The 12,302-nt window shown below is 63.9% G+C and carries 12 protein-coding genes and 1 tRNA gene; 8 read left to right on the plus strand and 5 right to left on the minus strand.

What is annotated here, in order from left to right:
* Positions 1–29 precede the first annotated feature (29 nt).
* Positions 30–716, plus strand: a complete 687-nt coding sequence (locus ASC83_RS13845; RefSeq protein ID WP_056063530.1) for a Crp/Fnr family transcriptional regulator — start codon at positions 30–32, stop codon at positions 714–716.
* Positions 717–762: 46 nt separating this feature from the next.
* On the opposite strand, the gene ASC83_RS13850 is transcribed toward ASC83_RS13845, so the two are convergent.
* Positions 763–2,496, minus strand: a complete 1,734-nt coding sequence (locus ASC83_RS13850) for a carboxylesterase/lipase family protein (protein ID WP_056063532.1) — start codon at positions 2,494–2,496, stop codon at positions 763–765.
* 185 nt (positions 2,497–2,681) lie between these two features.
* Here ASC83_RS13850 and ASC83_RS13855 point away from each other — a divergent pair, with 185 nt between their 5' ends.
* From ASC83_RS13855 to ASC83_RS13880, 6 genes are all read left to right on the plus strand, one after another.
* Positions 2,682–3,749 (plus strand): AraC family transcriptional regulator, encoded by a 1,068-nt coding sequence (locus ASC83_RS13855; RefSeq protein ID WP_056063535.1) that lies wholly within the window; start codon positions 2,682–2,684, stop codon positions 3,747–3,749.
* A 79-nt stretch (positions 3,750–3,828) separates the two neighbouring features.
* The gene (locus tag ASC83_RS13860; protein WP_056063538.1) at positions 3,829–5,310 is read left to right on the plus strand and encodes a YdiU family protein; all 1,482 of its coding nucleotides are present in this window, start codon (positions 3,829–3,831) and stop codon (positions 5,308–5,310) included.
* Complete coding sequence (gene msrB / locus ASC83_RS13865; RefSeq protein ID WP_056063540.1) at positions 5,307–5,720, plus strand: peptide-methionine (R)-S-oxide reductase MsrB; 414 nt, start codon at positions 5,307–5,309, stop codon at positions 5,718–5,720. Before ASC83_RS13860 ends, msrB begins: the two co-directional genes overlap by 4 nt.
* Positions 5,721–5,744: 24 nt before the next feature.
* Positions 5,745–6,284, plus strand: a complete 540-nt coding sequence (locus ASC83_RS13870; RefSeq protein WP_056063543.1) for a septation protein A — start codon at positions 5,745–5,747, stop codon at positions 6,282–6,284.
* Between the two features lie 15 nt (positions 6,285–6,299).
* Complete coding sequence (locus ASC83_RS13875; protein ID WP_056063548.1) at positions 6,300–6,560, plus strand: BolA family transcriptional regulator; 261 nt, start codon at positions 6,300–6,302, stop codon at positions 6,558–6,560.
* A 66-nt stretch (positions 6,561–6,626) separates the two neighbouring features.
* Positions 6,627–7,412, plus strand: a complete 786-nt coding sequence (locus tag ASC83_RS13880) for a peptidylprolyl isomerase (protein ID WP_056063551.1) — start codon at positions 6,627–6,629, stop codon at positions 7,410–7,412.
* Between the two features lie 101 nt (positions 7,413–7,513).
* Here the strand turns inward: ASC83_RS13880 and ASC83_RS13885 are convergent, their stop codons facing one another.
* The 4 genes from ASC83_RS13885 to ASC83_RS13900 form a co-directional block, all read right to left on the minus strand.
* Positions 7,514–8,329 (minus strand): heparan-alpha-glucosaminide N-acetyltransferase, encoded by an 816-nt coding sequence (locus tag ASC83_RS13885; RefSeq protein ID WP_255356916.1) that lies wholly within the window; start codon positions 8,327–8,329, stop codon positions 7,514–7,516.
* A gap of 227 nt (positions 8,330–8,556) precedes the next feature.
* Positions 8,557–8,633 (minus strand) — tRNA-Pro (locus tag ASC83_RS13890).
* A gap of 188 nt (positions 8,634–8,821) precedes the next feature.
* Positions 8,822–9,073 carry a translation initiation factor IF-1 gene (gene infA, locus ASC83_RS13895; protein WP_015014402.1) on the minus strand — a complete coding sequence of 84 codons (252 nt, stop codon included), beginning with the start codon at positions 9,071–9,073 and terminating at the stop codon, positions 8,822–8,824.
* Between the two features lie 302 nt (positions 9,074–9,375).
* The gene (locus tag ASC83_RS13900; protein ID WP_056063557.1) at positions 9,376–10,548 is read right to left on the minus strand and encodes an HPP family protein; all 1,173 of its coding nucleotides are present in this window, start codon (positions 10,546–10,548) and stop codon (positions 9,376–9,378) included.
* Positions 10,549–11,095: 547 nt separating this feature from the next.
* Here ASC83_RS13900 and ASC83_RS13905 point away from each other — a divergent pair.
* Positions 11,096–12,283 (plus strand): ABC transporter substrate-binding protein, encoded by a 1,188-nt coding sequence (locus ASC83_RS13905; protein ID WP_015014404.1) that lies wholly within the window; start codon positions 11,096–11,098, stop codon positions 12,281–12,283.
* The last annotated feature ends 19 nt before the right edge of the window (positions 12,284–12,302 follow it).

The following is a 12,302-nucleotide window of genomic DNA, read 5'->3' on the forward strand; positions in this document are numbered from 1 at the left end:
CTGGCACCGCTGCAGCGACAATCGGGCCCATGCTCTGCGCTGCCCCTTCTGCCCAACGATTCATTGCCGCCCAGCCCTGGTTCGCGGGCCTGCCTGCTGCCATGCAGGAGCGGCTGCGCGAAGAGGTGTTTGCCGAGCAGGCCGACAAGGGCGCGGTGATGATGCCCGCCGGCAGCGCCGTGCGGGGCTGGCATGCCGTGCTGTCGGGTCTGGTGATGCTGCAGAGCCCCACCAGCAAGGGCCGGTCGTCCGCCTTCATCGGCGTGCCTGACGGTGAATGGTTTGGCGAGGGCTCGGCCATGAAGCCCGAGCCCCGCCGGTACCACGTGGTGGCACTGCGCCCCACCACCCTGCTGTGCCTGCCCCTGCCGCTGTTTGCCACGCTGCGCGAGACCAGCCTGGCGTTCAACCAGTTCCTGGTGCTGCATCTGAACATGCGGCTGGGCCAGGCCATGACCATCATCGAAGCCGGTCGCACCCAGTCCACCGAGCACCGCGTGGCGCTGTACCTCAGCCGCCTGTTCTGGCGCAGCACCCGGCGGCTCAACCTCACGCAGGAAGAGCTGGGCCAGCTGGTGGGCCTGTCGCGGCAGACCGTGAACAAGGTGCTGCAGTCGCTGGAGGGCATGGGCATTGTGTCGCTGGACTTCGGGCGCGTGGCCATCGTGGACGACGAGGCGCTGAACGCATACCTCGCCGCCACGGCCGCGCACTGACCACCCGCATTCGGCCGAGGTCTGTTCGACATCTGCAGCACGAGGGTCATTGCACGCTCAGGCGTGCCGCCTTCTGGTCTGCGTCAAAGATGAATTTGCGGGGCCAGGGCTGCCAGGTCTGGCCCAGCGTGGCGTTGTTGGGATCGCCGGTGTGCACAAAGGCGCGCAGGCTGTCCATCATGGCCCGCGACAGGGCCAGGCGCCCCGGCTGGTTGGCGGTGCTGTTGGTCGCCTTCGCAAACACCGAGGGACCGAAGTTGCCAAACACAAAGGGCAGGTCGAACGCATGGGCCGCGCCGTACACATCGTTCCATGGTGCGGGCTGCTGGGCCCAGTTGAACTGGTAGTTCCACACATTGCTCTGCTGGCTGCGCAGGGCGTTCAGCAGGTTGTCGCGGCTGGCGCCAATGAACACATTGCCCAGCAGCTGGGTGCGTGCGTTGTAGCCCGTGCCCGGGGCTGTCACCGGCAGGTAGGACGCATCCAGAATGTCCGCCGCAGTGAGGGTGGTGGGGACATCAGGGTCGAAGCGCTGCATCATCGCAAAGCGCTCTGCATCGCCGATCTTCATGCCGGGCTTGCCGCCCAGCAGCACCAGGAACGGGGCAAACAGCTTGCCCTCCTCGGCCGTGTAGCCGGACAACACAGGCACTTTCTGATAGCGGCCCGCAGAAATCTCCGTGATCGGATCGGCCGGAACCACCACACCGTCCGGGATCGGGCCAGAACCTGTCAGCCCCTTTGCCAGCACCGTCTGCAAGACGACCCGCGCATCCTTGCCACGCAGGTAACTGGCCACCTGCGCGGGGGGCCAGCTGGCCACCAGGGTCTGGGCTTCGGGCAGGCCAGGTGCCAGGCCATCGGCCACGGCCAGATGTGCCAGCAACTGGCTGGCCTGTGTGGCGTAGCGGGAGACCGGGTTGAGTGTGGGAATGGACCCGGCGGGCAGGTTCGACGCCAAGGAGATCCCGCCGCTGATCGGTACCAATTTGTGGAACAGCCCGGTGGCCTGCGGTGCGGTCAGCAGCGCCAAGGCATTGATGGCCCCCGCCGACTGCCCCATCAACGTGACGTTGCCCGCATTGCCGCCAAACCGGGCGATGTTGCCCTGGACGAACCGCAGCGCCTGCACAACGTCCAGCAACGCGTAGTTGCCGGTAGAAGTGCTGCCGCCTGCGCTGCTTCCACTGCCGTTGTTGCCGGCATGCAGGGCGGGCAACTGCAGATACCCCAGCACATCCAGCCGGTAGTTGGCTGTGACCACGATGGCATTGGCCGACTTGGCCAGCGCGGCGCCGTCGTACACCGGGTCGGCGGTGTAGCCCGAGATGGCACTACCCCCATGGATAAAGACCAGCACTGGCAGGTTGTCCTGCACGGTGGCCGGACGCCAGATGTTGAGGGTCAGGCAGTCTTCGCTGCCCAGCGGGGTGTTGAGCGTCTGGCCAATCGTGTCGTCAAAGCGGTTGTTGGCCCCGGGTCCGTAAATGCGGCCCATCTGCAGGCACGCACTGCCAAACCGGGTGGCGCTGCGCTCGCCCGTCCAGGCGGCGGGCTCCGCGGGCGGCTGCCAGCGCATGGCCCCGACAGGGGGTTGGGCGTAGGGAACGCCCTTCCAGGCATAAGTGCCGCTGGTGGCGCTGTCATCCGTACCGCGCACCATGCCATAGCGGGTTTCGCGCAGTTCGGGCGGCGTACCGCCAGAACCACCACACGCCGTGGTCATCACAACGGCGAGACAGGCTGCGCCCCAGCGCAGGCTCTTTGCAAAATAGGCCATGTTGTTTGTCTCCTTCGGGGTTTTCAGGAATGGGGCGGGCCTGCAGAACGCATCACACTCGCGCCTGGGACCGACCTCGGCGCCGATTGTGGAAACGCCCGGCCCACAACCCACTATCGCAACCACACCAAAACAGTGACTTCAGAACACCAACCGCGCGTAAACCCTGAGACAGGGGCTTGCCCATGAACCCACTGCCGCAGCGCACCAGCTCTGCCGCCTGGGTGCGCGGCATTGCGGAGCTGTTTGCAGCCGAAGGACTGCCGGTGCAAGCCCTGTGCGCGCAGGCCGACATCGACCTGGAGAGCCTGCAGCACCCCCACACCCGCGTGGATGTGGACCGCGTCAGCCGCTTGTGGGAGGCCGCAGCCCAGCACTACGACCGCCCGGGGCTGGGCCTGGACCGCCAGCTGGCCGCGCGCTACGGCAAGCTGGATCTGGTCGGCCACGCACTGGCCTCGGGGCCCAACCTTCTCGAAGGCTTCAGGCACCTGGACCGGCACATGGCGCTGATCTCGGACGCCACCACGTTCTCGATGGAGCGAGACCCACGAGGTTACTGGATGGTGCTCAACCACATCGGCGCCTCGCGCCCCATACCGCGACAGCGGGTGGAGTTTGCGGTGCTGACCCTGCTGACGCTGTGCGATTGGCTCACCCGGCGCGACCTCACGCCCCTGGCCGTGGAGCTGGTCACCCCAGCGCCGGCCGACGACACGCGGCATCGCGCGGCATTCGGCGTACCCCCCCGCTTTGGCCAGCCGGTGAACCGCTTTCTGATGGCCGAAGCTGACCTGCTGCAACCCATTCCCACCCACAACCCGAACCTGTGGGCGCTGCACGAACAACTGGTGGAGGCCGAGCTGGGACAACTGGGCCCGTTGGGCCAGTCGCTGGTCAGCGCCAAGGTGCGCACCGAGATATCGCGCATGCTGCACCTCGGCGAACCCCGCCGCGAGGACGTGGCTGCGCGCCTGCACCTCACCGATCGCACCTTGCAGCGCCGGCTGCAGGCAGAGTCGGTGAGTTTTCAGCAACTTCTGGACGACACCCGCAGCGAGCTGGCACGCCAATACCTGGCCGACCCGCGCCGCAGCCTGGCCGAGGTGGCGGACCAGCTGGGTTTCAGCGACCAGAGCAACCTGTTTCGGGCCTGCAAGCGCTGGTTTGGCATGCCCCCAGGCCAATACCGCCAGCAGCTGCTGCAGCCTGCGTCAGGCCCGGCCTGCCTGACGGCGGCAGCGTTGTTGTAGCGGTCGCGGTGCAGGCTATCCCCGCCCTGCCATGGCCCTGTGGGCGCCGGGGCATCCGGCCTGCGAGACAATCCAGCCCATGACCCTGACTGCCGACAGCGACGCCCACACCGACCTCGGCCTCGCCTGGGACCACCGCTTTGCCGCGCTGGGCACCGACTTTTTCACCGAACTGCGCCCCACCCCTCTGCCCACGCCCCATTGGGTAGGCACCAGCCCCGCCGTGGCGCAACTGCTCGGGCTGGATGAAGCCGCCTTGCGCAGCGATGAGGCCCTGCAGGCCTTCACCGGCAACCGCCTGCTGGCAGGCTCGCGCCCCCTGGCCAGCGTGTACAGCGGACACCAGTTTGGCGTCTGGGCCGGTCAGCTGGGCGATGGGCGCGCCATCATGCTCGGGGAGACGGCTACGGGGTGGGAAGTCCAGCTCAAGGGTGCAGGCCGCACGCCCTACTCTCGCATGGGCGATGGCCGTGCGGTGTTGCGCTCCAGCATCCGCGAGTTTTTGTGCAGCGAAGCCATGCACGGACTGGGTGTGCCGACATCGCGCGCGCTGTGCATCACCGGCTCGCCCGCGCACGTCCGCCGCGAAGAAATCGAGACCGCTGCCGTCGTCACCCGCGTGGCACGCAGCTTTTTGCGTTTTGGTCATTTCGAGCACTTTGCTGCCAACGGCCAGGAGGCCGCGCTGCAAACGCTGGCCGACTACGTCATTGACCGCTACTACCCCGAATGCCGGGACAGCACCGACCTGGCAGGCAACCCGTACGCCGCCCTGCTGCAGGCCGTGAGCGAGCGCACCGCACGCCTCATGGCGCAGTGGCAGGCGGTCGGCTTTTGCCATGGCGTGATGAACACCGACAACATGAGCATCCTGGGCCTGACGATTGACTACGGGCCGTTTCAGTTTCTCGACGCGTTTGTGCCCGGCCACGTGTGCAACCACAGCGACTCGCAAGGCCGTTACGCCTACAACCGCCAGCCCAATGTGGCGTACTGGAACCTGTTTTGCCTGGCACAGGCGCTGCTGCCCCTGATCGGCGACCAGGAACTGGCCAAGCAGGCCCTGGAGTCTTACAAGACGGTTTTCCCCGAGGCCTTCATGGCCCGCATGCGCGCCAAGCTGGGGCTGCGGGAGGCCAGCGACGGCGATGGCGCTCTCATCGACGGCATCTTGCTGCTGCTGGCCCAGAACCGGGTGGACTACCCCATCTTCTGGCGCCGCCTGTCGCAGGCCGTGGGCACCCAAGACATGGAGCCCGTGCGCGACCTGTTTGCGGACCGTGCTGGCCTGGACCAATGGCTGCTACTATATTCAGAGCACTCAAGGCATATGGATGTAGCGCATCAAGCCGATTTGATGCTCAAAACCAATCCCAAGTTCGTGCTGCGCAACCACCTGGGCGAACAGGCCATTCGTGCGGCGAAACTTGGCGACTTCGGTGAACTCCAAACCCTGCAGCGGCTGCTGGAGCGCCCGTTTGACGAGCACCCGGGGCATGACGCCTACGCCGCCTTCCCGCCCGACTGGGCGTCTTCCATCGAGATCAGCTGTTCATCATGACCCATCCCATCCAGAAGACTGACGCCGAATGGCAAGCCGTGCTGCGCGAAAAAGGTGCAGAACCCGTGGCCTTCCAGGTCACGCGCCATGCCGCCACCGAGCGCCCCTTCACCGGCAAGTACGAAGCCCACTGGGCCGACGGCAGCTACCACTGCGTCTGCTGCGGCGCCAAGCTGTTCGACTCGGTCACCAAGTTTGACGCGGGCTGCGGCTGGCCCAGCTTTTCCGAAGCCATCCCCGGCGCCATCACCGAAATCGTGGACCGCAGCCATGGCATGGTCCGCACCGAAACGGTGTGTGCACAATGCGGGGCGCACCTGGGCCATGTGTTTGAAGATGGCCCAGCGCCCACCGGGCTGCGGTATTGCATGAACTCGGCCTCGCTGGACTTCGAGTCCGGCGACCGCTGAAGCCCGGGACTCCTTGCTGACTCCATGAAAATTCTGATCGACTTTTTCCCCATCCTGCTGTTCTTCGGGGCCTACAAGTTCTACGGCATCTACGTAGGCACCGCCGTGCTCATGGCGGCCACGGCCTTGCAGATGGCCATCATCTACGCCATCGACCGGCGCCTGCAGACCATGCACAAGGTCACCCTGGTGCTGATCCTGCTGTTTGGCACGCTCACGCTGGTCCTGCAGGACGACCGGTTCATCAAATGGAAACCCACAGTGCTCTATGGCGCTATGTCGGTGGCCCTGGCGGTGGCGCTCTGGGCGCTCAAAAAGAATTTCCTCAAGATGCTGCTGGGCAGCCAGCTGGACTTGCCCGACGCCGTCTGGCAGCGGCTGAACGTGGCCTGGATCATCTATTGCGCCTTCATGTCCGCCATCAACGCGTACGTGGTGATGAACTTCAGCACCGAAGCCTGGGTGGACTTCAAGCTGTGGGGCTATGCGTTTCCGCTGGTCTTCCTGGTGGCGCAGGGTATCTACATTGCGCCCCACCTCAAGGGCGACGAGCCCACCACCTGAACGAGTGTGAAGCCCATGAACTCCATCGCAGACCAGATGCACCAGACACTGGCAGAGCGCCTCACACCCAGCCACCTGGAGGTGCTGGACGAAAGCGCCGCCCACGCAGGCCATGCGGGCGCCAACGGCACGGGATTCGGCACCCATTTTCGGGTGCGAATTTCGTCACCTTTCTTTACAGGACGCTCCCGCGTGGCCCAACACCGCCTTGTGTATGATGCGCTGCAAGAATTTATTGACCAAGGCGTTCACGCCCTCGCCATTGAAGTTCTCTGAGCCGGCCTCAAGTCAACATCTGCCGGATTTCAGTCGGCAAACAACCCCTCATTTTTTGGATTCCGCATGAAGAAACAGCTCCTGTCCGGCCTCGTTGCCGCTGCCGTGCTGGGCACGTTGGCCCTGCCCGTTTCCGCCCAGAATGTCGCCATTGTTAACGGCAAGGCAGTTCCCAAGGAGCGCGTCGAAGCGCTCAAGCAGCAGGTCGAACGCTCGGGCCGCCCCGTGACGCCCGACATCGAAGGCCAGATCAAGGAAGAAGTCATTGCCCGTGAAATCTTCATGCAGGAAGCTCAAAAGCGCGGCCTGGAAACCTCGGCAGACTACAAGGCCCAGCTGGACCTGGCACGCCAGGCCATCCTGATTCGCGAACTGTTCGCCGACTTCCAGAAGACGAACCCCGTCACCGACGCTGAAATCCAGGCCGAATACGACAAGTTCGTGGCAGCCAACAGCGGCAAGGAATACAAGGCCCGCCACATCCTGGTGGAAAAGGAAGCCGACGCCAAGGCCATCATCGCGTCCATCAAGAAGGGCGCCAAGTTTGAAGACATCGCCAAGAAGCAATCCAAGGACCCAGGCTCCGGCGCCAAGGGCGGCGACCTCGACTGGGCCAACCCATCGAGCTACGTGAGCGAGTTCACCGAAGCGCTGGTCAAGCTCGAAAAGGGCAAGATGACAGAGACGCCCGTGAAGAGCCAGTTTGGCTGGCACATCATCCGCCTGGACGATGTGCGCCAGGCAGAGCTGCCCAAGCTCGAAGAAGTCAAGCCCCAAGTGGCGCAGCAACTGCAGCAGCAAAAGCTGGCCAAGTTCCAGGAAGACCTGCGCGCCAAGGCCAAGGTGGAATAAGCCACTCGGCCCCCCAGCCGTCATGGCCACAAAAAACGCGACCTCGGTCGCGTTTTTTTATGGCTCGGCCTGTTTAGCAAGGCCAGACAGTTCGACGAGGCTCAGGTCCGCCCCATCAGCCACACCACAGCCATCAGCAGGCCGATCATCACCGGTTGGTGGAGCATGTAATAGCTCAGGCTCCATCGCCCCAGTGTCGCCAGAGGCCGCACCACCACGGGTAGCGGCCATTGCAACCAGCCCCTGCGCGCGCGCATGGCCCATTGACCTGCAGCGAGCCCCCACCAGAGCACACCCAACCATGGCAACACGGGCACATAGTCTTCCGTGAACGGTTTGCGGGACACCAACCCCAGCCAATTCAGGGCTCGCCCATTGAACCAGGGTGCGGCATCGGCCCATACCCCCGCCAGAAGCTGCTGCGCAGCCCACGGCAAGGCCACCGCCACCAGTCCGGCCAGCCACAGCCAGCGCCCCCACCCTGCCGTACAGCGCGCAATGAGCAACATCACCGCCATGCCATGCAGCACACCGAAATAGATGAAGCTGGCCGGAAACATCACAAACGACCCCGCGGACACCAGCAGCGCACACCCGGCGATCTGCACCCAGCGGCGCCCAAACCGGTGCCAGCCCTGCCCCTGATGCAACGCAATGGCCTGGCCCAGTCCCGCGCAAAACAGGAAAAGACTCACGATGAAGGTGCGCTGCGTGGTCCAGAACGGATCCACACGAAAGTTCTGTGACCACAAGCCGAAGTGGCTCAGATCAAAACAGAAGTGGAACACCGTCATCCACACCATGGCGACTCCCCTCAGAGCATCGACCGCGTCGTATCGCTGCACTGCAGGCAGGGCAAGCGCTTCGGACTGGGGCAACGGTACGGCAGCGGCTTTAGAGAGCACAGAGAAGGTCATGGAGATACCAGCAAGCACCGTGCGCGGTAAACGGCAGGGGCGGTGCGAATGGGAGCCAACCGGCGATGGCCACAATGGTACGTAGATTCCGCGAGCCTACTGGAAACGAAGGCGGTGAATAGCCCATTTCCGCTCGCCCCCGAGACCCCGATCGCCTCTGCGTTGAAAGGCACCAGGCGGGGCAAGAAAAAAGGCCTTGCAGCATTTGCTGCAAGGCCTTCAAACATTGGTCGGAGCGGCGGGATTCGAACTCGCGACCCTCTGCTCCCAAAGCAGATGCGCTACCAGGCTGCGCTACGCTCCGACAGCTCGTATTCTAACCCGCCAATTCCCCTGTTTTTGGCTCATCGCCTGCTTTTTTGACTTTTTTTAGAAAGTAGCAGGGCGAAGAGATCGCAGGAGGGAGCGGTCGCGCGAACGCGACGTGGCAAGAGACGAACCAGAAAAAACTATGAAACCGCCTCGGTCTGCCACGGACCGAAAACGGAAAGATCAGCGGCTGGAGGAAGGGCCAGGACCGCGACCGGCGAGGTGGCGGAACGTGATGCGGCCCTTGGTCAGGTCGTAAGGCGACATCTCCAGCGACACTTTGTCACCAGCCAGGATACGGATGTGGTGCTTGCGCATCTTGCCGCCGGTGTAGGCAATCAGTTGGTGGCCGTTGTCCAGCGTGACGCGAAATCGCGAGTCGGGCAAGACTTCCGTGACGGAGCCCTGCATTTCAATGAGTTCTTCTTTGGCCATGTGTTTCTCTATCTCTTCAAAGCAAATGTTCTGTGGTCGGCGCCTGAGCGGTTTTATTGCATTCACCACGGCAGCTGCAGCGTTGTCGAAACTCGACACACGGTGCATGGCGGGCGGTGGGAGTCGCTGCACCCAGGGCGCAGATCAGGCAGAGGGCCGGGAGACGGCTTCAATGAACAGGCGTCAGCGCTGCGCAAAGCCTGTCAATTGTACCGCGACAAGCCGTGTTTTGCCTATGGGACACCCGGTCTGCCCTGTGGCGCGGGCGCAGCGCTCCCAGCCAGAACCTCGAAAACCATCCGCTATCGGCCTTGCACCGCCGAGGCCAGGGTGCGCACGAGGTCGGTCTGGGTGATGATGCCAACAAGGTGATCTACATCATCCACGATGGGAATGTGATGGTGTCCGCCCTGCGAAAAGAGCGGCACAAGGTCCATCGCATGCTGGGCCGAGCGCGCCACCTGGACAGGGTGGGACATGATCTCGCCCACTGCCTGGGGTTGCCCACCACGCCCCATGACCAGTGTGCGCAACCGCTGCCCAAGCCCTTCATGGGTGTCCAGGTTGGCCAGCCGCATGAAGTCGGCCACCGTCACGATACCGATCACCTGGCGCTGCGCATCCACCACCGGCAGCGCCTTGATTTGCTGCAAACGCATCAGAGCCCACGCCTCTTTCAGCGACACGCCGGCCTCCACAGCGTGAGGCGGACTGGACATGATGTCCGCGCAGCGCAACTCTCCCAGGGTTCTCTGGAAAGCTGCACGGCCCGCCAGGTGCAACAACCCCTCTAAATCCGCCCGACTCACGTCGAGCACCTGGTTGTAATGGGCCAGCGCCGCATCGACATCCGACGCTGTGAAAGCGCCCTGGCTTGTTGCCACCCGCGGCGTGACACGCTGAGGATGCGGGTAGCGACGGCCTGTCAAACCGTTGTAGACCACGGCGGCGATCAACAGGAGGACGACGTTGAACAACACCGGGAATGCCGCAAGGTGCCACCCATCGCCAGAGGTCAACACCACGTACAACGCCATGGCCCCACCCGGAGGATGCAGACAACGCAATGGCACCATGAGCGCGATGGCCAGCCCCACTGCCACCGCCCCCGCCAGGGCCTTGTCCGGAATCAACGCAGAGCAGACCGCCCCCACCAGCGCTGACAAGGTGCTGCCACCCAACACAGGCCAGGGCTGCGCCAGCGGGCTGGAGGGCATGCCAAACACCAGTACGGCACTGGCGCCCAGAGAAGCCACCATCCACGGCCCAGTGCCATTCCCCTGGGCCCACCAGCGGCTGAGCCATGCCGTGAGCAGTACACCGATCACCGCGCCCACCACAAAGCGCAGGCGCTCTTTGCCATCAATACCCAGCGGGGCGGGCCAGAAATGCCGCAGCCATTCGGCCAGGCGCGCCGTCAATGGCGGCCGGGACGGTGCAGAAGGAGAAAGGTCGGAGGGGGAAGAAGGAGGCATACAGAATAAAAAAGCGGATGCAACCGCAAGCTGCATCAACTCGGCGCAGACTGGATGGTGGCCGGCTCCGTGCAGTCAACAGCACTATCACTCCGCCGGGCCATCTCGCTATATGCGACGGGTCTGATGATCAGTCCACGATTGTGCAGGCAGGGCCATGCTGCAGGAGCGCGAGAGGTCATCGGTCCGTCGGAACACCTCCGGGCACCGGTCGGTGCCGCTGCCGCCTCCCTGCTGGAAACTACCTAGAACGCAGGCTCAAATCGGCCACCCGAATCAAAAAAACACGATCTATACTGCACAAAAAATTAATACATGCATTTTAATTCATGTTTCAAATTTACCCACTTGCTGCGGCAGCCATCAACGTTTGCAGCCATGTCGCCTGGATCCGTCGGGCCTCTAGCAGCGAAGACAGAGAACCCACGGACGCCACGACCCATGCAAGCGGAACCGCACGCCAGCACCGGTACGGGTAACCCATAGGTATTCACCACCGAACGCTTGCAGTAAATTACTTTAAGCCTAAACAAAGGAGACAAGCCCCATGACCACCCGCCGCCTCGTCATCAGCCGCAGTGCCGCCCTCGTTGGCGCAGCATCCACGGGCCTGCTGCTGCCCTCCATCGTGCGTGCTCAAAGCGGCAAAGTGCGCGTGGGGTTCATGTTGCCCTACACCGGCACCTTTGCCCAGCTGGGCGTGGCCATCGAGAACGGCGTGCGCCTGGCCATCGACCAGCAGGGAGGCAAGCTCGGCGGCCGCGAGATCGAATGGTTCAAGGTCGATGACGAGTCCGAGCCCAGTAAGGGCGTGGAAAACGCCAGCAAGCTGGTCCAGCGCGACAAGGTGGATGTGCTGATTGGCACTGTGCACTCGGGCGTGCAGATGGGCATCCAGAAGGTGGCGCGCGACACCGGTGTGCTCAACCTCATCCCCAACGCGGGCGTGCACGCCGCCACCCGCGCGCTGTGCGCGCCCAATGTATTCCGCACTTCGTTCAGCAACTCCCAACCCACCCTGGCGCTGGGCAAGGCCATGGTCGAAAAGGGCCACAAGAAGGCCGTATGGATCACCTGGAAGTACGCTGCTGGTGACGAGGCGTTTGAGGGCTTCAAGGAAAGCTACACCAAGGCCGGCGGCACCATCGTCAAGGAGCTGGGCCTGCCCTTCCCCAACGTCGAATTCCAGGCGCTTCTGACCGAAATCGCGGCCCTCAAGCCTGATGCCGTGGCCTGCTTCTTCGCCGGTGGCGGCGCGGCCAAGTTCATCAAGGACTATGCGGCGGCCGGCCTCAAGGACAAGATTCCGCTGTACGGCTCGGGCTTCCTCACCGAGGGCGTGCTGGACGCTGCCGGCCCCGCGGCCGACGGCATCATCACCACCATGCACTACAGCGATTCGCTGGACACGCCGCGCAACAAGCAGTTCCGCTTGGAATACGCCAAGGCCTTTCGCAGCCAACCCGACGTGTATGCCGTGCAAGGCTACGACACCGGCCTGCTGCTGGTGCAGGGCGCCAACGCGGTCAAGGGCGACCTTTCTGCCAAACCGGCCGTCATCAAGGCGATGGAAAGCGCAGTCATCGACAGCCCACGCGGCAAGTGGACGATGAGCAAGTCGCACAACCCCGTGCAGGACATCTACCTGCGCCGCGTCGAGAACAAGGAAAACAAGGTGATCGGCGTAGCCGCCAAGGCGCTGGCCGACAGCGGCGCCGGTTGCAGGATGGGATAACACCCCCCTGAGGCGCTAC

Origin of the sequence: Acidovorax sp. Root402 (assembly GCF_001425125.1) — a bacterium.
Lineage (GTDB): Bacteria > Pseudomonadota > Gammaproteobacteria > Burkholderiales > Burkholderiaceae_C > Acidovorax > Acidovorax delafieldii.